Source organism: Dactylosporangium sp. NPDC051541 (assembly GCF_044454505.1).
Classification (GTDB): domain Bacteria; phylum Actinomycetota; class Actinomycetes; order Mycobacteriales; family Micromonosporaceae; genus Dactylosporangium.
Genome location: NZ_JBITDU010000001.1, coordinates 796,793 through 816,668 on the forward strand (window position 1 = coordinate 796,793; position 19,876 = coordinate 816,668).

At 72.2% G+C, this 19,876-nt stretch carries 20 protein-coding genes; 11 read left to right on the forward strand and 9 right to left on the reverse strand.

What is annotated here, in order from left to right; genetic code table 11:
* Positions 1-1,628: 1,628 nt before the first annotated feature.
* Positions 1,629-2,732 carry a DUF4349 domain-containing protein gene (locus ACIA8L_RS03710; protein WP_395900040.1) on the reverse strand — a complete coding sequence of 368 codons (1,104 nt, stop codon included), beginning with the start codon at positions 2,730-2,732 and terminating at the stop codon, positions 1,629-1,631.
* 107 nt (positions 2,733-2,839) lie between these two features.
* On the opposite strand from ACIA8L_RS03710, the gene ACIA8L_RS03715 reads away from it, so the two are divergent.
* The 4 genes from ACIA8L_RS03715 (at position 2,840) to ACIA8L_RS03730 (ending at position 6,089) form a co-directional block, all read left to right on the forward strand.
* On the forward strand, positions 2,840-3,472 hold the full coding sequence (locus tag ACIA8L_RS03715) for an MBL fold metallo-hydrolase (RefSeq protein WP_395900042.1): 633 nt from the start codon (positions 2,840-2,842) through the stop codon (positions 3,470-3,472).
* Positions 3,473-3,482: 10 nt separating this feature from the next.
* Positions 3,483-4,322 (forward strand): TolC family protein, encoded by an 840-nt coding sequence (locus tag ACIA8L_RS03720; protein WP_395900044.1) that lies wholly within the window; start codon positions 3,483-3,485, stop codon positions 4,320-4,322.
* 106 nt (positions 4,323-4,428) lie between these two features.
* Complete coding sequence (locus ACIA8L_RS03725) at positions 4,429-5,178, forward strand: hypothetical protein (protein WP_395901711.1); 750 nt, start codon at positions 4,429-4,431, stop codon at positions 5,176-5,178.
* On the forward strand, positions 5,178-6,089 hold the full coding sequence (locus tag ACIA8L_RS03730) for a GNAT family N-acetyltransferase (RefSeq protein ID WP_395900046.1): 912 nt from the start codon (positions 5,178-5,180) through the stop codon (positions 6,087-6,089). The genes ACIA8L_RS03725 and ACIA8L_RS03730 overlap by 1 nt, the downstream gene beginning before the upstream one ends.
* Here the strand turns inward: ACIA8L_RS03730 and ACIA8L_RS03735 are convergent.
* Entirely contained in the window at positions 6,086-6,541 is a 456-nt protein-coding gene (locus ACIA8L_RS03735; RefSeq protein ID WP_395900048.1) for a gamma-glutamylcyclotransferase family protein, read from the reverse strand. The two genes, ACIA8L_RS03730 and ACIA8L_RS03735, sit on opposite strands and share 4 nt — an antisense overlap.
* Before the next feature lie 156 nt (positions 6,542-6,697).
* On the opposite strand from ACIA8L_RS03735, the gene ACIA8L_RS03740 reads away from it, so the two are divergent.
* A complete protein-coding gene (locus ACIA8L_RS03740) occupies positions 6,698-8,110 on the forward strand; it encodes an NAD(P)H-quinone dehydrogenase (protein ID WP_395900050.1) in 1,413 nt (470 codons plus the stop codon).
* Between the two features lie 7 nt (positions 8,111-8,117).
* On the opposite strand, the gene ACIA8L_RS03745 is transcribed toward ACIA8L_RS03740, so the two are convergent.
* Positions 8,118-8,660 (reverse strand): 2'-5' RNA ligase family protein, encoded by a 543-nt coding sequence (locus ACIA8L_RS03745; protein WP_395900052.1) that lies wholly within the window; start codon positions 8,658-8,660, stop codon positions 8,118-8,120.
* Positions 8,633-9,445: an Fpg/Nei family DNA glycosylase gene (locus ACIA8L_RS03750; protein WP_395900053.1), complete on the reverse strand. Its 813-nt coding sequence runs from the start codon at positions 9,443-9,445 to the stop codon at positions 8,633-8,635. Before ACIA8L_RS03750 ends, ACIA8L_RS03745 begins: the two co-directional genes overlap by 28 nt.
* A gap of 135 nt (positions 9,446-9,580) precedes the next feature.
* Between ACIA8L_RS03750 and thrS the strand changes: the two genes are divergently transcribed.
* The 5 genes from thrS to ACIA8L_RS03775 all read left to right on the forward strand — a co-directional run bounded on the left by thrS (position 9,581) and on the right by ACIA8L_RS03775 (position 13,640).
* The gene (gene thrS, locus ACIA8L_RS03755; RefSeq protein WP_395900055.1) at positions 9,581-10,843 is read left to right on the forward strand and encodes a threonine--tRNA ligase; all 1,263 of its coding nucleotides are present in this window, start codon (positions 9,581-9,583) and stop codon (positions 10,841-10,843) included.
* A 17-nt stretch (positions 10,844-10,860) separates the two neighbouring features.
* Positions 10,861-11,622 (forward strand): DUF3152 domain-containing protein, encoded by a 762-nt coding sequence (locus ACIA8L_RS03760; protein WP_395900057.1) that lies wholly within the window; start codon positions 10,861-10,863, stop codon positions 11,620-11,622.
* Positions 11,623-11,653: 31 nt separating this feature from the next.
* Complete coding sequence (locus ACIA8L_RS03765) at positions 11,654-12,175, forward strand: SigE family RNA polymerase sigma factor (protein ID WP_395900059.1); 522 nt, start codon at positions 11,654-11,656, stop codon at positions 12,173-12,175.
* Entirely contained in the window at positions 12,172-13,239 is a 1,068-nt protein-coding gene (locus ACIA8L_RS03770; RefSeq protein WP_395900061.1) for a hypothetical protein, read from the forward strand. The genes ACIA8L_RS03765 and ACIA8L_RS03770 overlap by 4 nt, the downstream gene beginning before the upstream one ends.
* Positions 13,240-13,301: 62 nt before the next feature.
* Entirely contained in the window at positions 13,302-13,640 is a 339-nt protein-coding gene (locus tag ACIA8L_RS03775) for a YbjQ family protein (RefSeq protein WP_395900063.1), read from the forward strand.
* A 587-nt stretch (positions 13,641-14,227) separates the two neighbouring features.
* Here ACIA8L_RS03775 and ACIA8L_RS03780 read toward each other — a convergent pair.
* The 3 genes from ACIA8L_RS03780 to ACIA8L_RS03790 all read right to left on the reverse strand — a co-directional run bounded on the left by ACIA8L_RS03780 (position 14,228) and on the right by ACIA8L_RS03790 (position 16,656).
* Positions 14,228-14,983, reverse strand: a complete 756-nt coding sequence (locus tag ACIA8L_RS03780; protein WP_395900065.1) for an ABC transporter permease — start codon at positions 14,981-14,983, stop codon at positions 14,228-14,230.
* 3 nt (positions 14,984-14,986) lie between these two features.
* Complete coding sequence (locus tag ACIA8L_RS03785; RefSeq protein ID WP_395900067.1) at positions 14,987-15,940, reverse strand: ATP-binding cassette domain-containing protein; 954 nt, start codon at positions 15,938-15,940, stop codon at positions 14,987-14,989.
* Between the two features lie 80 nt (positions 15,941-16,020).
* Positions 16,021-16,656, reverse strand: a complete 636-nt coding sequence (locus ACIA8L_RS03790) for a PadR family transcriptional regulator (RefSeq protein ID WP_395900069.1) — start codon at positions 16,654-16,656, stop codon at positions 16,021-16,023.
* A gap of 122 nt (positions 16,657-16,778) precedes the next feature.
* On the opposite strand from ACIA8L_RS03790, the gene ACIA8L_RS03795 reads away from it, so the two are divergent.
* Positions 16,779-18,524 (forward strand): acetyl/propionyl/methylcrotonyl-CoA carboxylase subunit alpha, encoded by a 1,746-nt coding sequence (locus ACIA8L_RS03795; protein ID WP_395900071.1) that lies wholly within the window; start codon positions 16,779-16,781, stop codon positions 18,522-18,524.
* A gap of 88 nt (positions 18,525-18,612) precedes the next feature.
* Here the strand turns inward: ACIA8L_RS03795 and ACIA8L_RS03800 are convergent, their stop codons facing one another.
* Entirely contained in the window at positions 18,613-19,272 is a 660-nt protein-coding gene (locus ACIA8L_RS03800) for an O-methyltransferase (RefSeq protein WP_395900073.1), read from the reverse strand.
* Positions 19,269-19,868, reverse strand: coding sequence for a Maf family protein (locus ACIA8L_RS03805; protein WP_395900075.1), 600 nt, complete (start codon positions 19,866-19,868; stop codon positions 19,269-19,271). The genes ACIA8L_RS03800 and ACIA8L_RS03805 overlap by 4 nt, the downstream gene beginning before the upstream one ends.
* Positions 19,869-19,876 lie beyond the last annotated feature (8 nt).

Below are 19,876 nucleotides of genomic sequence, written 5' to 3' on the forward strand. Positions count from 1 at the left end.
GCGGCGGACGTGGGCCCGCTACGAGGCGTTCCCGGCCCAGACCGAGGGCGACGGCGACGGCCTGGCCCACCCGTGCTTCTGGAACGGCAAGCCCCTGGTCGGCCGGCTCCGCTCGCTGCACATCGCCTTCGCGTTCGCGACCCTGGACGCGGTACTGCTGGCGAATCTGGCTCCGCACGACCGGCACTGGGCCGGCTATGCGCTGGCCGCGTTGACGGCGCTCGTGCTGGTGTCGTGTGTCGTCGCGGTGTCGCTGCGCTCCGTCGTGGACCGGGACCGGCCGGCCCGCTGGGCCCGGGCGGGCACGCGGCTGCTCAGCCACTCCTCCGTCGGCCTCACCGCGCTCGTCCTCGGCTACGCACTGCTGCCCCGCGCCGACTGGGCCGCCCACGGCCGGCTGCCGCAGCTCGGCGGCACCATCACGGGCCTGTTCGCGACCCAGGTCCTGCTCATGCTGATCCTCGGCGCCGTCGTCCTGGCCAGCCGCCCCCCGGGCACGTTCCTGCAGGGCCTGGCCGGCCCGCTGATCGCCAGCGCCGGCCTGGGCGTGGCGGCCGCGTTCGCGGCCGGCCTGGCCTACCGCGTGGCCGACTTCCTCGACCGCCGCGCCACCCCGTCGACGGCCGACTACGCCGGCTGGCACGCGCTGCAGCCCCCGGCCGCCTACGAGTGGGCGGCCGCCGGGTTCGTCCTGCTGCTCCTGCTCACCGTCGCCGTGGCGCTGGCCGGCGGGCTGCCGCTGGTGCGCCGGCTGCGGCGATACTCCACAGTGGTCACCGACGCCGACTTCCGCGGCGGCCGGCAGCGGGACAAGGCCCGGGCCGAGCACATCGACCACGCGGTCGCCGACGCCCTCGTCACCGACCACATCGGACGGCTGCTGATCTGGGTGTTCATCCCGGCCGCCCTGGCCGCCGTGGTCGCGACCGGCTTCGCGCTGGCCGGCCGGCGCCCGATCGCGCTGGCCCCGTCGGGCTCGGTGCCGGCCCAGGCGCTCTCGTTCGCGGTCAACCTCGGCACCTACCTCATCGGGTTCGCCGCCCTGGCGCTCGTCCTGATCGGCGTCCTGGCCTACCGCTACCAGCGCTTCCGGCGGATAGTCGGCGTCCTGTGGGACCTGGGCACGTTCTGGCCCCGTGCCGCCCACCCCCTCGCGCCGCCCTGCTACGCCGAGCGCGTGGTGCCGGAGCTGGCCCAGCGGGCCGCCTGGCTCGCCGCCGAGCAGGGCGGCGTGATCCTGTCCGGGCACAGCCAGGGCACCGTGCTCGCGGCCGCGACGGTCCTGCAGCTGCCGCCCGAGGCGCAGGCGCGCACGGCCCTGCTGACCTACGGCTCACCGCTGCGCCGGCTGTACGCCCGCTTCTTCCCCGCATACCTGAGTGACGCGGTGCTGGAGCAGGTGGGTGCGGTGCTGACCCGGCCCGCGGACGAGCCGGGCCAGCACGGCCCCCGTTGGGTCAACCTGTGGCGGGACACCGACCCCATCGGCGGCCCCGTGCAGTCGGCGACGGCCGTTGACAAGCGCCTCGTCGACCCGCCCGGGTTCGCCGTCCCGCCCGGGGACACGGTGTTCCCCCAGGTCGACGGCCATTCCGGCTATCAGCTGCGGCCGGAGTTCGGTGCGGCGGTCAGCTCTCTGATGAACGCGCTTCGCCGTCCTCAGTCTTCGTCGCCGCCGGTGGCTGGGCCGGTGCCTGGTTCGGTGGCTGGACCGGGGCCGGAGCCGGCCTCGGGGCGGGGGCCGGAGCCGGCGGCGCCGGGAACGGCCGGGCCGCCGGCGGCTGCGGATACGCCGGAGCGCTGATCGGCGGGGCCACGAGCGCGGGCCGGGCCGGGAGCGGGTGGTTGCGCCGGTAGCGGCGGTAGAGCCGGACGGCCAGCCAGATCGGCAGGCCCACGAAGACCAGCCACGGCAGCAGCCAGCCGAGGATCGTCAGCGCCACCCGCAGCGAGGCGACGAACGCATCCCAGCCGTGCCGCAGCCCGACCAGGATGCCGGTGTCCTCTTCGGACACGGCGGGCGCGTCCGGCGCGTGCAGCAGCAGGGTGATCGTCGACAGCGCGGTCAGCCCGTCCAGCTTGCGCTTGCGGGCCTGCAGCGACTCGAGGTCGGACTCGCGCCGGGACAGCTCCGACTCCAGCGACGTGATCTCGCCGATGGTCTGGGCCTTGGCCAGCAGGGCCCGGATCCGGTCGACGCTGGCCTGGGCGGTGGCGATCCGCGACGCCACGTCGACGACCTGGTCGGTGACGTCCTGCGCGGACAGCTGCCGGCCGTCCTCCTCGCCGATGCCCTTGAGCTGGTCCAGCGTGGACTGGAACTTGGCCGCCGGGACCCGCAGGATCAGCGTCGCGGTCGAGCGCGCCCCGTTGATCTGCCGGTTGTCCCCGCCGACGAACCCACCGGCCCCGGTGGCGAACGCGACCGCCTGGGCCGCGGCCGCGTCGACGTCCTTCACGGTGACCGTCATCGTGCCGGAGTAGATGATGGAGCGGTTGGCGGCGTCCAGGTTGTCGGGGATCTTCTGCTCGGTGCCGCTCTGGTCCTTGGCGGAGTCACCGGGCGCGAGGGCCGGCCCGGCACCGCCGTTCGCCGGGGCCGCGGCCTCGGGCGCGCCCTTGTTGGCGCTGGAGCTGGGCGAGTCGCTGCTGTCCGCGCCGCAACCGCTCAGCGCGAGGACCACGGCGGTGGCGGCGGCCGCGAGGTACGCGGTGGTGCGCCGGACTGACATGACGCCTCCTGGGTAGGGTCCGTTTGGGGGAACGCCAGTCGGACGCGCGGTTTCGCGGCTCCGTTCCACCGGTCATGGTCACGGTTGTGCCACAGGAGGTTCCCCGAATGCGCATCACGAAGTACACCCACGCCTGTCTTCGCCTGGAGCACGACGGCGGGGTCCTGGTGATCGACCCCGGGGTGTTCACCGAGGCGGAGGCCCTGGAAGGCGCCGACGCCGTGCTCATCACCCACGAGCACCCGGACCACGTCGACCTGGACAAGCTGCGGGCCGCCGCGGCCCGCCAGCCGACGCTGACCGTCCACACCCACCCGGACGTCGAAGCCCAGCTGACCGACCTGGACGCCGACATCTTCGCGGTCAGCCCGGGCGACACGTTCGTGGCCGCCGGGATGACGGTCCGGGCCCACGGCGGCCGGCACGCGGTGATCCACGCCGACATCCCGCGGATCGTGAACGTCGCGTTCGCCATCGACACGCCCGCCGGCGCCGTCTACCACCCGGGCGACTCGTTCCACGTCCCGGACGAGGAGATCGCCACGCTCTTCGTGCCCATCTCGGCCCCGTGGCTGAAGCTGGCCGAGGCCGTCGACTTCGCCCGCGCGGTCAAGCCGGAGCGTGCCTTCAACCTGCACGACAGCCTGTATGTCGAGGCGGGCCAGCAGATGGTCACCGGGCACATGACCCGCCTGTCGGGCACGCACTACACCCGCCTGGCGCCGGGGAGCTCGATCTAGTATTCCCCTTATGCCCGATGCCCTGGCCCCGGTGGCGGCCCGGCTCTACTCGGCCCCGCCGGAGGACTTCATCGCCCTGCGCGGCGCGGAGGTCGCCAAGGCCCGGGCGGCCCGGGACACGGCCCTGGCCGCGGCGATCGGCAAGCTGCGCAAGCCGACGGTCGCGGCCTGGCTGGTCAACCGCCTCGCGCACGAGCGGCCGGAGCTGATCGCCGAGCTGATGACCCTCGCCGACGAGCTGCGCACGGCCCAGCGCGAGCTGCGCGGCGCCGAGCTGCGCGAGCTGTCGGTGCGGCGCCGGGCCACGGTCGCGGCCCTGGCCCGCGAGGCGATCCGGCTGGCCGGGGCCGGCCGGGCGGCGACGACCAACCTGCCGGCGGCCGAGGTGGAGGCCACCCTGGCCGCCGCGCTGGCCGACGAGGAGGTGGCCACGCTGGTCCGGGAGGGGCGGCTGACCAAGGCCCTGGAGTACACCGGCTTCGGCGAGACCCCGCGCCCCAACCTCCGCCTGGTCCAGGGCACCGGCCCGGCCGACACGGACGAGGACGACGCCGAGCCGCCCGCCGGTGTTTCGAACGTCACGGCGATCCGTTCGGCCCCGGACGACACCGAGCGCGAGCGCCGGGCCGAGGCGCGGCGGCGCGAGGAGGAGCGCCGGCGGGCCGAGGAGGAGCACGCCCGGCTGGTCCGGCAGGCCCGCAAGGAGCTCATGACCGCGTTGCAGCAGGTCGCGGACGCGGAGAACGCCAAGGCCGAGGCCGAGCGGGCGGTCGCCGCGGCCGACAAGGCGATCCGGCTGGCCGAGAAGCGGGTGAAGGTCGCCCAGGACGCTTTGGCCGACCTGGGCTGACGATCGGCCGATCGCATCGGCGGAAGTGGCTGTCTCGTCGCGCGCATGGTTAGTCCTCGAACGAGTGCCTTCACCGTGATCCATCGGGGAGGGCAGAATGACCCGGGTGACTCCCGAGCAGGCGGCGGCCGCGGCGAAGCAGGCGGTGCTGGTCCTGGGCGGCGCGTTCAGCGACGACCCGAAGACCATGCGCCGGGCCCGGCAGATCGGGCTGACCGGCTGGGCCTTCTACGTGGCCGGGCGCGGCGGCGCGCTCGGCGACGTCCGCGCCGACACCGTGGCCGCGGCGCTGGGGTTCATCGCGCCCGAGGCCGTGCAGGACGGCTGGGACGCGGCCCGCAAGGTCGCCCCGCCCGAGCAGATCGCCGCCGACAACCTCGACGAGTGCTGCCGGTGGGGCCGGGAGCACCTCGAAAGTTTCTACGCCCTGCCCAAGCTCGTCGAGCTGGCCGAGCGGGTGGTCGTCGCGGCCGAGACGGCCGGCATGCCGCTCTTCGCGGCCTGGCGGGCCATGCCGCTGCCGGACGACTCACCCGGGGCCCGGGCCGCGGTGCTGGCCCACCTGCTGCGGGAGCACCGCGGCGCGGCCCACCTGCTCGCCATCCGGGCCAGCGGGCTCACCCCGCTGGAGGCGATCATCTCCGGCCGGGACGGCGAGGCCGAGGCGACCGCGTTCGGCTGGCAGCCGCCGTTCCCGCCGTTCGAGCCGCTGGTCCGGCGGCGCAGCTGGGCCGAGGCGCTCACCGACCGGATCGCGGGCGAGGCGTTCCGGTCGCTGTCCCCGGCCGAGCGGACCGAGCTCGTCAACCTGCTGGACGCGGCCGTGCAGTCGGTCAAGGAGGTGCTGCCGGGCTGATGGACATTCGGGAGTGCACGCTGCGGGACGTGGCCACCGTCCTGGAAATCGTGACGGCCAGCGACATCGCCGCGCTCGGCGAGCCGGAGTGGACCGAGGAGGAGATCGTCGCGACCCTCACGGCCCCGCACAACGAATCCTGGCTCGCGTTCGACTCCGGGGGTACCGCCCTCGCCTGGGCCTACCTCGACAACCCGGGCCGGGCCGCCAGGGACAACGTCGAGGTCTACGCGGTGCCGGAGACCGGCCGGGCGGCGTTCGGCCCCCTGCTCGACCTCGCCCTCGACCGGATCGCGCGGCGGGCCCGCGACAACGGCCACGCCGAGGTCACGGCCCGGGCCGGGGCGGTGGCGACCGAGGCGCACTACATCGCGGCCCTGACCGAGCGCGGCTTCGCCTTCAAGCGGCGCTACGCCCGGATGACCCGCGCACTCGCCCCGGATGAACGTTGCACCGACCCCCGCGTCCGGCCGGTGCGCCAGGACGAGCTGGAGACGTTCCACCGGGTGCTGCAGACCGCGTTCGCCGACACCGCCGACTTCGTACCGATCAGCTACGCGGACTGGCGGGAGTCCCTCGCGGCGCTGCCGTCGATCGCCTGGGACGAGTGGCTGGTGGCCGCGGTCGACGGGCAGATCGTCGGCGTGCTGCAGTCCTCGGAGCAGGGGGTCGAGCGCGGCGAGGGCTGGGTGCCCAACCTGGCCGTGCTGCGCGAGCACCGCGGCCGGGGCATCGGCGCCGCGCTGCTGCGGGCCGCGTTCGCGATCTATGCCGCCAAGGGGCGCACGGCGGCCGGGCTGGGTGTCGACCTCACCAACCCGACCGGGGCGTATCACCTCTACATGAACGTCGGCATGACCGTGGCCTTCGCCGCTGACATGTACGAACGTGCTGTACCAGCGAGGGATTAAGGTGTTGAGGTTTTTGTCGGTCGGCCTTTGAGGTCCTCGAGGTAGTCGCCCGGGGCGCCGGCCTTGGTGGCGGCGTTGACGATCTCGGCCAGATACCACGCGGTGGGCAGGCCGCCCTCGTAGCCGCTGAAGACGTAGACCCACGCGGTCTCTTCGCCGTCGAGGGTGGCCACCCGCAGGTGCAGCTTGCGGTAGGTGCCGGCCAGCGCGCCCTCGACCTCGTCGAGCTGCTTCTCGTCGTTGGGGTGCACGTCGTACAGCGCGACGAAGACCCGATCGCCGGGCGACTCGACGATCGTGGTGACGGAGCCCTCCCAGCCGAGGACGTCCTCACCGGCGAAGGTCAGCCGCCAGCCCTCGAGCCAGCCGGTTCCGATCATCGGCGAATACGGACAGTAGGCCCGCATGCGGGCAGGGTCCAGGTTCGAGCCATACGCGGCGTAATGACGCACGGCGATGACGATAAACCCGACCGGGTACGCGAGAGAATACTGCCGAGCGTGTCGGATTCGGATCCACTCGTCGGCGCGGCATGGGCCGAGTGGGTGGGCCGCCGCGCCGCGGTTGCCTGGACGAGGGAGAATGGGGGCTTCAGGAGCCGAGGAGGGGTGGCTGGCGTGGGCCGGATCGTGATCATCGGAGGTGGCCCGGCGGGCTACGAGGCGGCTCTGGTCGCCGCGCAGCTCGATGCCCAGGTGACCGTGATCGAGGCCGAGGGCGCCGGTGGCGCCTGCGTGCTGCACGACTGCGTGCCCAGCAAGACCTTCATCGCGAGCTCGTCCGTGGTCACCGCGCACCTCGACACCGAGGAGTTCGGGGTGATCGGGCCCGCGGGCCCGGACGTGCGGGTGGACGGTCCGGCCGTCCACGAGCGGGTCAAGCGCCTCGCACACGCCCAGTCCGGCGACATTCACGCCAAACTGATCAAGGCCGGTGTGGAGTTCGTCACGGGTACTGCGCGCCTCGGAGACGACACGCTCGGTCACACGCACGCCATCCAGGTGACGCCGACCGACGGTGACGCTCCGTATGTGATCGCCGCCTCCACCGTGTTGATCGCCACCGGCGCCACCCCGCGGATCTTGAACACAGCCGTGCCCGATGGCGAGCGCATCCTGGACTGGCGTCAGGTCTATGACCTGCCCAAACTCCCCGAGAAGCTGATCGTGGTCGGCTCCGGTGTGACGGGTGCCGAGTTCGCCTCGGCCTATCTGGCGATGGGCGTCGACGTCACGCTGGTGTCCAGCCGTGACCGGGTCATGCCCCACGAGGACCCCGACGCCGCCATGGCGATCGAGCGGGTCTTCCGCACCCGCGGCATGACGATCCTCAACAACTCCCGGGCCACCGCCGCCCGCCGCACCGCCGACGGGGTCGAGGTCGAGCTGGCCGACGGGCGGGTCGTCGAAGGCTCGCACGTGCTGATGTGCGTCGGCTCGGTGCCGCAGACGTCCGCGCTCGGCCTCGCGGAATACGGGGTGGAGGTCGCGAAGGGCGGCTACGTCACCGTCGACCGGGTCTCGCGCACCAACGTCCCCGGCATCTACGCGGCCGGCGACTGCACCGGCCTGCTGCCCCTGGCCAGCGTCGCGGCGATGCAGGGCCGGATCGCGATGTGGCACGCGCTGGGCGAGGCGGTGGCACCGCTGAAGCTGCGCACCGTCGCCGCGAACGTCTTCACCGACCCGGAGCTCGCGTCCGTCGGCATCACCCAGTCCGACATCGACAGCGGCCGCGTCCCGGCCCGCGCGGTGATGCTGCCTCTGGCCGGCAACGCCCGGGCCAAGATGGACGGCCTCGACGACGGCTTCGTGAAGATCTTCTGCCGCCCCGCCTCCGGCCTCGTGGTCGGCGGCGTCGTGGTGGCCCCGAAGGCCAGCGAGCTCATCATGCCGATCGCGATGGCGGTGGAGAACCACCTGAGCGTCGACCAGCTGGCCCACACGATCACGATCTACCCGTCGATCTCCGGCTCCATCGCCGAGGCCGCCCGCCAGCTCATGCAGCACGACGAGGACTGAGGGCCGTTCACGGGATCTCCCGGAAGATGTCCCGGGCGTAGTCGGCGACGGCGGCGCGCACGACCGTCGCCTCGATCGGCAGCGACTCCAGGCACTTGCGCAGCGCCTCGGTGAGCAGGGGTCGCGGCACTCGCATGGAGACGGTGGAGTGCGGCACCCACTCGCCCGGCCGATACAGCGGGAGCGAGTCCATCCCGGCCGCCGCGAGCAGCCCGTGAATGCGGGCCTGGTGCTCGATCAGCGCCGGGGTCGGCGCCGGGCCGAGGAACACGACGCGGCCGACGAAGACGCCGCTGTACTGGAAGTTGAGCCGCAGCGGCTCCGCCACCCGGGTGCCGGCCAGAGCCGCGGCCACCGCCTCCGGGTCGAGCTGCCGGGCGACGGCCAGGGCCACGTGCGGGCGGTGCCGGCCGTTGTGCGGGGTCCGCAGCGACTGCACGCCGAGCTCCTCGAGCTGGTCCCAGAGCACGCGGATGCGGCGGGCGGCGCGCTCGTCGAGGTACAGCTCGACCGACGCGACCATCAGCGGGCCCGCTGGCAGCGCGGGCACCAGTAGGCGTTGCGGGCGTTGAGGACCGCGGTGCGCACCGGCGTGCCGCAGACGAGACACGGCTGGCCGGTACGGCGATACACGTACACCTCGCCGCCGTGCCGGTCGACGCGCGGGGGGCGGCCCATCGCCTCCGGTGTGTGTGCACTGTGGACGGTGTCGATCCGGCCCTCGGCCACGCCGGCTCGCATCAGGACGCGCAGGTCGGTCCAGATCGTCTGCCATTTGCGGCGGGTCAGCTTCGTGCCCGGGGCGGTCGGCGGCAGGCCGGCGCGGAACAGGGACTCGGTCACGTAGATGAGGCCGGCGCCGGCGACGATCGACTGGTCCATCAGCAGCGCCATGAGGGGGCGGCTGGAGCCGTGGATCCGGGTGTACGCCTCGGTGTCGTCGCTGCGATCGTGGAGCGGGTCCGCGCCGAGCCGGGCCCGCAGCGCGTCGACCTGAGCCGGGTCGAGCCGTTCGCAGGCGGCCGGGCCGCGCAGGTCCAGCCAGTGGGCGCCACTGAACATCCGCATCCGGACCTCGCCGACGGGTGGCGGTGGATCGCCGTCGCCGTCCGTGAACTTGCCGTAGAGGCCGAGGTGGACGTGTACCGTCGCCGCGCCCTCATAGTGGTGGAAGAGGTGCTTGCCGTGCGCCGATGTGTCCACCATCACCCGGCCGTCGACCGCCAGGGCGTCGGCGGCGAACCGGCCCTGCGGGCTGGCGACGGCGACCGGGCGGCCCGCGAACAGTTTGCGGTGCCGCTCGGCGAGGCGGTGGATCGTATGACCTTCAGGCACCGGCCATTTATACCCGGCCCGTTTCCGCGCCCGCGCGCTAGAATTCGGGCCATGAGTCGCAGCGCCCAGTCCACGACGACGCCGGGATCACCCCGGCGGCGCTGATCGACGGTCAGCTGTTTTCGCTCCGGGGCGTTGCGCTCCGGAGCTTTTTCGTGCCCCGAGGCGTGTGCCCCTCGCCTTGAGGAGACCACCGTGCAGGACCACCGCAAGCTCGGCCGCGAGCTCGAGCTCTTCCACTCCGACCCGCTCGTCGGCGCCGGGCTGCCACTGTGGCTGCCCAAGGGCGCCGCGGCCCGCCGCGCCGTCGAGGACTACCTGCTCGACCTGGAACGCCGGCACGGCTATCAGCACGTGTACTCCCCGCCCCTGGCCAAGGAGGAGATGTACCTTCGATCGGGCCACCTGCCGCACTACGCCGACGACATGTTCCCGCCGATGGCGCTGAGCGACTCCGACCGGTTCGTGCTGCGCCCGAGCCTGTGCCCGCACCACGCCGCCGTGTTCGCCGCCCGCGGCCGCTCCTACCGCGAGCTGCCGCTGCGCATCGGCGAGATCGGCGGGCAGTACCGGGCCGAGCGCTCCGGCGTGCTCGGCGGCCTGTCCCGGGTCCGCGCGATCTCCCTGAACGACGGGCACGTCTTCTGCGCCGAGGACCAGGTCGAGGCCGAGGTCATCGCCGCGCTGGAGGTGATGCGGGAGGCGCACGCGGCGCTGGGCTTCGAGCCGGCGTCGTGGCGGCTGTCGCTGCGCGGGGACGGCCCGAAGTACGTCGACGACCCGGACCTGTGGGAGCGCGGGACCGCGGTGCTGCGCCGGGCCCTGGAAGCCGTCGGCGTGGACTACGTCGACGGGCCGGGGGAGGCCGCCTTCTACGGGCCGAAGATCGACATCCAGCTGCTGGACCACGCCGGCCGGGAGAGCACCCTGGCCACCGTCCAGGTCGACTACTACATGCCGGCCCGCTTCGAGCTGTCCTATGTGGACGCCGACGGGGCGCGGAAGCGGCCGGTGATGGTGCACCGCAGCGCGGCCGGCAGCATGGAGCGGCTCTTCGCGCAGCTCATCGAGGTGCACGACGGTGCCTTTCCGGCCTGGTACGCGCCGGTGCAGCTGGAGGTGCTGCCCATCGGCGACGTGGACGGGCGCGGATTCGCGGGACGGTGCCGGGCCCTGGGGTTGCGGGTCGAGGAGTCGTACGCCGGGAGCCTGGCCGCCCGCATCCGCGCGGCCTCGGTCGGGCGGGTGCCGTTCGTGGCCGTCATCGGGGCCAGTGAGGCGGCGGCGGGCACCGTCTCGCTCCGCTCCCGCGGCGGCGCGGTCGAGGTGCTGCCCGTCGCCGACGCGCTGGCCCGGCTCGAATCCGAGTGCGCGGTACCTAAACGGATCGCGGGCTGAACTCCGTCTGTCTCCATGTGAACGTCCTTCGCATCATGGGTGCGGGGCTCGCGGTCCTCGCTCTGGCCGCGTGCTCCGCACCGTTGGAAGAGAGTCCGGCCCCGGCTTCGGCGATCTCCGCGGCTCCCACGCCCGTAGTCGAGAAGTCCAGCCGGGGACCCGTCAACGTGGTGGTGCCCGAGATCGGCTACCCGAAGCGGGGCGGCGGACAGTACGAGATCGCGGCGGCCGGCGGGCCCGTCATCGGTACCGCGGGCCCATTGCTCACATACCGCATCGCCGTCGAGCGCGACATCACGGGCCTGTCCGCGGCCGGGTTCGCCGAGGCGGTCGAAGCGGTCTACGCCGACCCGCGCAGCTGGCCCGGGACCGGCAAGTGGCGGCTGCGGCGGGCCGGCGGCGGCGAACGTTTCGACTTCACGATCTACCTGGCCACCCCGGCGACCCGGGACAAACTGTGCGCGAGCTCGTATGACCAGTACACCAGCTGCCGTAATGGCAACAGCGTGGTCATCAACGTCGCGCGCTGGGTGCACAGCGTGCCGGACTACGGGGCCGACCTCGCCACCTACCGGCAGTACGTGATCAACCACGAGACCGGGCACCGGCTCTTCCACGGCCACGAGCTGTGCCCCGGGCCCGGCCGGCCCGCGCCCGTCATGGAGCAGCAGACGCTCGGCCTGCACGGCTGCGTCGCCAACCCCTGGCCGATCGTGGACGGCAAGGCATACTCCGGGCCTTCCGGGCAGTACAACGACCCGGCGCGCACCGACCCGTAAACGCAGCGGCCCTCAGCCCTCGTCTACGTCGGTGGAGGTCGTTGTGCAGGTCGAGTTCACCGAGTTCGTGGTCGGGCGGTCGCATGCCCTGCTGCGCTTCGCCTACCTGCTCACCGGGGACCGGCAACTCGCCGAGGACCTGGTGCAGGAGGCGCTGGTGCGGGTGCACCGGCGCTGGTCGGGGATCGTGGGGGCGGAGGGCCCGGAGCCTTACGTGCGAAAGACGATGCTGCGGGTGTACTTGTCGTGGCGGCGCCGTCGCTCCTTCGCCGAACGACCCGTAGCCGAAATCCCCGAGCGCGCCACCGCCGACATGACCTCGCGCGTTGCCGAGGCCGACGCGATGTGGAGCCTCCTGCGCACGCTCAACCGGGCGCCGCGGGCCGTCATCGTCCTGCGCTACTACGAGGACCTGCCGGACGCGGAGATCGCCCGCCTGCTCGGGTGCGCCGAGTCCACCGTTCGCGTGCACGCGTTCCACGCCCTGAAGAAGCTTCGGGCCGTCCTGGCCAACGACCGGGCGGCCGCACCAGCGCCGGGAGGCAGACCATGAACGACGAAGAGGTCGAGGACCGCCTTCGCGACGCGCTGCGCCAGTTCGCGGGCGACGCCCCGCCCGGCGCGACGATGCTGACCACCGTCACCACCGAGTCGGCCCGCCGCGGCCGCCGGGCCCGGCTGGCCACGTTCGCCTCGGGCGCGGCCGCGCTGGTCGCGATCGGCGGCGCGCTGCCGTTCGCGCTGCCCGGCGGCCTCGCCGTCGACCAGCAGCGGCCGGCCGCCGCTCCCACGCCCTCGGTGTCCCGGTCCACTCCGGCCGCGGTGCCCTGGTCCGCCGGAACCGAGCCGACCCTCGTGCGCTCGACGGTGCCGCCGACGGTGGTGTTCCCGTTCAGCGTCCCGACCGGCGACGGCTACGGCGAGCCGCTGGTCATGCTGAGCGCCGCCCGGCCGACGGCGATGCAGACCCTGCCGGGCGGCACCACGGTCTACCTGACGCTCTACGACCAGGACCCGGGCCGACCGGCCGCGCAGGCCCAGGGCAGCCCGGCGAAGGTGCACGGGCAGGCGGCCACCCTGTACCGGTGGAGCTGGGCCGACGGGAGCCCGGACGTCGAGCAGCGCCAGTCGCTCATCTGGCACCCCGCCGACCGGACCTGGCTGCGCGTCGACACCAACCCGGACCTGGACCCGAAGCAGCTGACCGCCTACGCCGAGGCGGTGCGGCCGGGCGGCCTGAAGGGCCAGGCCCCGTTCACGTTCGACCTGATGCCGGCCGGCTGGACCGTCGACAACATCCAGCCCGCCGTGGTGACCTTCGCACCCCCCGGCGTGCAGCCCGACGAGAGCTACGTCGACAAGATCGCGGTGATGCTCGACGAGTCACCCGGCGTGGAGCCGAAACTGGCCGGCCCGGAGACCGTCGAGGTACGTCTGGGCGAGCTCAAGGCGTGGCTGACGGTGACCGACGAGGGCCAGTTCCTGCAGGTCCCGGTGGCCGGCGACCGTTCGCTGCTGCTGCAGATCGGCCCCAAGGCGGTGCTGCCGCAGGACGTGCTGCTGCGCTTCGCGGCCGGCATCGGCGTGACCGAGGCGGCGAGGGTGAGCCACGGCTGAGAACTCGGATGATTTGCCCGGTTCGCCCCGAAAGGGATATACAGCTGCCTACCATCGATCTTGTGCTGGTAGTAACGACCGAAGGCCTACCCGGTTACGAGATCACCGCCGTCCTGGGCGAGGTCCTGGGCGTGGTGGCGACGTCCCGCAACCCGTTCGCGGCCGGCCTGCGCTCGACGGAGGGCGGCCCGGGCCAGGACATGTCCCAGTTCCTGGTCCAGACCCGCTCGAGGGCCGTCCACCAGATGGTCGCCGCCGCCGAAACCCGAGGCGCCAACGCCATTGTGGGGATGCGCTTCGACCACCGCGACGTGACCAACACCTGGGTGGAGCTCTGCGCCTACGGCACAGCGGTGGTAGCCGTCCCCGTAAACGCCAAGACCGGCGCCCACGCCGCCTGACACCGCCGCCCCACCCAAACCACCCGCCCTCCACCCCTGTTCTCCGCGCCCGTTCGCGCCACCCGCACCGCGATGCCCTCGGCGCCGCCCGCACATCCAGCCCGTCCGCTCGGCCGCGATGCTCGTCCGCACCGCACATTTGCTCGCACCGCTGGTCCGCGATGTCCGCCGGCCCCCCCGTTCGCGCCGCGCTGCCCGTTCGCGCTGCCCGCCCGGACGCGCCGCTCGCAGCGCACGGATGGGGCGCCCGGACGCGCCGGCCGTTCGCGCCGATCGGAGACGCTGCTGGGACGCGCCGCTCGGACGCGCCGCTCGGACGCGGTGCCCGGACGCGGCGCTCGCAAGTCGGGCAATGCCGCGCTGCGGCGTCCGTGCAGTGTGCTGGTAGCGCGAAGCGGCGTACGCCCGTGGTGGGCGTACGCCGCCTGGAGTCCGATAAGTCGGGCGCTGCGCACCGCGACTTATCGGATTTATCCCCCGTCAGGGTATAAATGTGATATGTCCGGATGCGAAGCGTTCGGACATATCGTCACAGCGCCAGCCGTGTCGGCACCTGGGTCGTGAACCGAACCTGGGCCGTGAAGGGCCTACCGGACGCCCTTGGCGAAGGCCCGCGACGCCCAAGTGACCGTGATCAGGGTCAAGGCACCGATGACGACCGCCGCCTGCCAGACCGAGTCGGCGCCCGGGTTGCCGTCGAAGAGGGCGCGGACGCCGTCGACGGCCCAGGAGAACGGGTTCCAGTCGGCGACGGTTTTGAGCCACTTCGGGGCGAAGGTCAGGGGGAGCAGGATGCCGGCTGTGAGCAGGAGGGGCTGGGTGATGGTGTTGAGCAGCGGGGCCAGGGCGTCTTCGCTGCGCAGCTTCAGGGAGATGGCGTAGGAGAACGCCGAGAGCATCAGTGAGATCACGGCCATCAGCGCGAACGCCGCGACGACGTCCAGAGCGTTGGCGCGCAGGCCGAAGGCTACGGCGATGAGGACGATCAGCAGGCCCTGGAACAGCAGGGAGACGACGTCGCGCAGGGAGCGGCCGATGAGCAGCGCGAACCGGCTGACCGGGGTGACCCGGCTGCGTTCGATGACGCCGGCCCGCAGCTCCGCGATCAGGCCGAAGCCGGTGAACAGGGAGCCGAACATGGCCAGCAGGACCAGAAGACCCGGGACGAAGAGTTTGTACGCCTCCGCGTTGGTCTGCACGCCGAGCGCCGGTTTGAGCAGCGGCGCGAAGAGCAGCAGGTAGAAGAGGGGCTGGATGATGCCGACGATCAGCCAGACCGGGTTGCGCAGCATGAGCTGCATCTGGCGTTGGAAGACCAGCCAGGTGTCGCGCAGGAACTTCATCGGTCAGCTCTCCCTCAGGGAACGGCCGGTCTTGGTGAGGAACACGTCGTCGAGGCTCGGGCGGTGCAGCTCCATCTCGCCGAGGGTGACCCCGGCGTGGTCGAGCAGGCGCAGGATGTGCGGGATGGCGGTGGCGCCTTCGGTGACGTACAGCCGCAGCCGGCCCTCGGCCCGGTCGATGTTGCGCACGTAGTCCTGGTTCTGCAGCAGGCCGGCCGCGGTCTCGATGCTGCCGTTGACGCCGACCGTGACCACGTCGCCGGCGACCTCGCGCTTGAGCGCGTCGACGGTGCCCTCGGCGACGATCTCGCCGTGGTCCATGATCGCGATGCGGTCGCAGAGCGCGTCGGCCTCGTCCAGATAGTGCGTGGTGATGAAGACCGTCATGCCTTCGTCGCGCAGCCGGCGGACCTCGTCCCACATGTGGGCCCGGCTCTGCGGGTCCAGGCCGGTGGTCGGCTCGTCCAGGAAGACGATCTTCGGCTCGTGGATGATGCCGAGCGCGATGTCGACCCGGCGCCGCTGGCCGCCGGAGTAGGTCTTGGTCTTGCGGTCCGCGTATTCGGTCAGCTGGAACGCGTCCAGCGCCTTCGCGACCCGCCGGTGGGCGTCGGCCTTGTGGATGCCGTAGAAGCGGGCCTGCAGCACCAGCTCCTCGCGCGCGGTGCTCTCGTCCCAGGTGCTGCCGCCCTGTGCGACGTAGCCGATCCGCTTGCGCACCTCGCCCGGGTCCTTCAGCAGGTCGACCCCGGCGATTGTGGCCTCGCCACCGTCGGGCTCGATCAGCGTGGCCAGCATGCGCAGCGTCGTGGTCTTGCCCGCGCCGTTGGGCCCGAGAAACCCGAAGATCTCCCCGTCCTTGACGGAGAGGTCGACGCCCCGTACGGCCTCGACGACCTTCTTCTCGCGACCGGCGCGGGAGCGGAACGACTTCCGCAGACCCCTCGTCTCGATCATGTCCGTCTCCCCTGTCTCGTGTCAGCAGGGAGACCATAACGCGATATAGTTCGGACGGTCAAGCTTGAGTATGTCGCGTACTACTCGTCCTCGTCGTCGACCGGCTCGCCGTACTCGGCCCGGATCGCCGCCCGCCACTCCTCGGCGTCGCCCGCGCCCGGGTCCTCACCGGTGTGTATGCCCTCGCCGGCCTCGATCCGCGCGGCGATGTCGTGGCACCAGCGGGCCTCGGCCTCGCAGCGCACCATCGTCAGCTCGAACTGCCAGCCCACGTGGGCCGGCTTGTGCTCGGTCCACTCCTCGTTGTTGTCGCGATAGGTCTTGACCCAGCCCTCGAGGAGCCGGGCCCGGGCCCGCAGCGCGCCGACCGCCTCCGCGCGCGGCAGGTGCGGCAGGAACGCGAACGCGGCCAGGAACGGGTCGCTCGGCTCCTCGTAGTCCCACCAGTACTTGCGCAGCATCGCCTGGTACTCCGCGGTGCCGGCCGGCGTCAGCTGGTAGCGGGTGCGGGCCGGGCGGTTGCCGGCCTTCTCCGTGCCGAGCTCCTCCAGCAGCCCTTCCTCGGTCATCTTCCGCAGGGCGTGGTAGATCGAGCCCGGCTGGACGTTGGCCCAGCGGTCGACCTGCCAGCTCATGAGCTCCTTGCGGATGTCGTACCCGTGGACGGGCTGGAGGTATGAGACCAGCCCCAGGATCAGCAGACGCGTAGTGGACACGACATAAGCGTAATAGCAAAGTTTGACTAAAGGCTTGCTTGCGCTCCCGACCTGGTCCAAGTGATTTTTTGGGCAGCTCCGCGGCGCCTGAAGATCGCCTAAGGCGGGCATAGACTGCGCTGGTGCGCAAGGTACTGATCGCCAACCGGGGCGAGATCGCTGTTCGGGTCATTCGCGCCTGTCGGGATGCCGGCCTGGCCAGCGTGGCCGTCTACGCCGACTCCGACCGCGACGTGGTGCACGCCCGGCTGGCCGACGAGGCCTATGCGCTCGGCGGCGACTCCGCGGCCGAGACCTATCTGCGCATCGACAAGCTGGTGGACGTCGCGGCGAAGTCCGGCGCTGATGCAGTACACCCGGGATATGGCTTTTTGTCGGAAAACGCGGACTTCGCACAGGCCGTCATCGACGCCGGACTGACCTGGATCGGGCCCAGCCCGCAGTCCATCCGCGACCTCGGCGACAAGGTCACGGCCCGGCACATCGCGCAGCGGGCCGGCGCGCCGCTCGTCCCCGGCACGGCCGAGCCGGTCGCCGACGCCGCCGAGATCGTCGCGTTCGCCGACGAGCACGGGCTGCCGGTGGCCATCAAGGCCGCGTTCGGCGGCGGCGGGCGCGGCCTTAAGGTGGCCCGCACGATCGAGGAGATCCCGGCGCTGTTCGAGTCGGCCGTGCGCGAAGCGGTGGCCGCGTTCGGGCGGGGGGAGTGCTTCGTCGAGCGCTACCTCGACCACCCGCGCCACGTCGAGGCCCAGGTGCTCGCCGACCAGCACGGCAATGTCATCGTGGTCGGCACCCGCGACTGTTCGCTGCAGCGGCGCCACCAGAAGCTGGTCGAGGAGGCCCCGGCGCCGTTCCTGACCGATGCGCAGCGCGCGCAGATCCACGAGTCGGCGAAGGCGATCTGCCGCGAGGCCGGATATTACGGCGCGGGGACGGTGGAGTACCTCGTCGGCAACGACGGCACCATCTCGTTCCTCGAGGTCAACACCCGCCTGCAGGTCGAGCACCCGGTCAGCGAGGAGACCGCCGGCATCGACCTGGTGCGCGAGCAGTTCCGGGTGGCCGACGGCGAGAAGCTGCGCTTCGACACCGACCCGGCCCCGCGCGGCCACGCGATCGAGTTCCGCATCAACGGCGAGGACCCGGGCCGCGGCTTCCTGCCCGCGCCCGGCACCGTCACCCGGCTGACCCTGCCGACCGGCCCGGGCGTGCGGGTCGACACCGGCATCGAGTCCGGCAGCGTCATCGGCGGCAACTTCGACTCCCTGCTGGCCAAGGTCATCATCGTCGGCGAGACCCGGAAGCAGGCCCTCGAGCGCGCGCGCCGGGCCCTGGACGAGATGGTGGTCGACGGCATGGCGACCGCGCTCACCTTCCACCGCAAGGTGATCCGCGACGAGGCCTTCACGTCGGAGCCGTTCAGCGTCCACACGCGCTGGATCGAGACGGAGTGGGAGAACGACGTCCCGCCGTTTGCTGCCGATGTTTCGGATATTCCCGATATCTCCAGCCGTGAGACCGTCGTCGTCGAGGTCGGCGGCAAGCGGCTCGAAGTGACGCTCCCGTCCGGGTTCGGCGCCGCCAAAGCCCCCGCGTCGGCGGCCGCCCCGCGCAAGCGCGCGGCCGGCAAGAAGACCGGCGCCGCGGCCGGCGGCGATGCGCTGACCAGCCCGATGCAGGGCACCATCGTGAAGATCGCCGTGGCCGAGGGGGACACGGTGGCCGAGGGTGACCTCATCGTGGTGCTCGAGGCCATGAAGATGGAGCAGCCGCTCAACGCGCACAAGGCCGGCGTGGTGACCGGGCTGCGGGCCGAGGTGGGCGAGGTCGTGTCGGCCGGGGCGGTCATCGCCGAGCTCAGGTAGCGCCGGGTGCCGCTCTTCGTGGCGCTGCCGGCAGTGGCAGTCGTGCGGCTGGACCGCATCAGCCGGCCACTGCCGGCGGCGTAGGACGCTACAGCTTGCGGGCGATGGTGAGCCCGTCGGCGATCGGGACGAGGACCGACTCGACCCGCGGGTCGTCCAGCACGTGCCGGTTGAACTCGACCATCGCGATGGTGCCCTCGTCACCCGGGTGCGGGTCGATGATGTGGCCGTGGCGCAGGACGTTGTCGAGCAGCAGCAGGCCGCCCGGGCGGACCCGCGGCACCAACTGCTCCCAGTAGTTCAGGTAGCCGGTCTTGTCGGCGTCGATGAAGACCAGATCGATGTGCGGCTCCTCGGGCAGGGCCTTCAGGGACTCCGCGGCGGGACCGATGATCAGCTCGATGCGGTCGGTCAGGCCGGCCCGGTCCCAGTACTTCCGGGCGATGCTCGTGAACTCGTCGGACACGTCGAAGCAGGTGAGCTTGCCGCCCTCGGCCAGGCCGCGGGCGATGGCGATCGACGACAGCCCGGTGAAGGTGCCGATCTCGACCGCCTGCCGGGCGCCGCTGATGCGCGTCAGCAGGGTCATGAAGCCGGCCTGCTCCGCGGAGATCTGCATGCCCTGGTCGCCGGGCAGCACGCGCGCGGTCTCGTCGATGAGGTCGCGCAGGACCGCATCGGGCGTGCTGCCGTTGGCGACCACGTACTCCTGCAGCTCGGCCGTCAGCGCGAGGGGAATCTTCGTCATGGAGTCGACCATAGCGACACGAGTGGGACATTCAGCCGGGCCAGCATCAGCCGCAGCGTCGGCACGGACAGGCCGACGACGTTGGTGTGGTCGCCCTCCAGGCCGGTCACGAACGCGCCACCCAGGCCATCGATGGTGAACGAGCCGGCCACCTCGAGGGGCTCGCCCGTCGCCACGTAGGCCGCGATCTCCTCGTCCGACGGGTCCGCGAAGTGGATGGTGGTGGCGACGACCTCCTCGACGGCCTCCCCGGTCGGGCCGTCGATCAGGCAGTGTCCGGTGTACAGCACCGCCGACTGGCCCCGCATCGCCTTCCAGCGGGCCGTGGCGTCGGCCGGCGACTCGGGCTTGCCCAGGATCTCGCCGCCGAAGCCCAGGACCGAGTCGCAGCCCAGCACCAGGGCGTCGGTGGCGCCCAGCCCGGCCAGCACGGCCCGGGCCTTCATCCCCGCGAGGGTGCCGGCCAGCGAACCGGCGTCACCGGCCTGGACGACCGACTCGTCGACGCCGCTGACGATGGTCCGGGCCGTGATGCCGGCCTGCGCCAGCAGCTTGCGACGGGCGGGGCTGGCCGAGGCGAGGATGAAGGTTCGCACAACCGCAG

Coding starts and splice junctions, on each gene's coding strand:
- ACIA8L_RS03720 (WP_395900044.1), top strand. CDS start 3,483: ATGCCCGATGCCCTGGCCCCGGTGGCGGCCCGGCTCTACTCGGCCCCG.
- ACIA8L_RS03730 (WP_395900046.1), top strand. CDS start 5,178: ATGGACATTCGGGAGTGCACGCTGCGGGACGTGGCCACCGTCCTGGAA.
- ACIA8L_RS03800 (WP_395900073.1), bottom strand. CDS start 19,272: ATGACGAAGATTCCCCTCGCGCTGACGGCCGAGCTGCAGGAGTACGTG.
- ACIA8L_RS03710 (WP_395900040.1), bottom strand. CDS start 2,732: ATGTCAGTCCGGCGCACCACCGCGTACCTCGCGGCCGCCGCCACCGCC.
- ACIA8L_RS03715 (WP_395900042.1), top strand. CDS start 2,840: ATGCGCATCACGAAGTACACCCACGCCTGTCTTCGCCTGGAGCACGAC.
- ACIA8L_RS03780 (WP_395900065.1), bottom strand. CDS start 14,983: ATGAAGTTCCTGCGCGACACCTGGCTGGTCTTCCAACGCCAGATGCAG.
- ACIA8L_RS03770 (WP_395900061.1), top strand. CDS start 12,172: ATGAACGACGAAGAGGTCGAGGACCGCCTTCGCGACGCGCTGCGCCAG.
- ACIA8L_RS03785 (WP_395900067.1), bottom strand. CDS start 15,940: ATGATCGAGACGAGGGGTCTGCGGAAGTCGTTCCGCTCCCGCGCCGGT.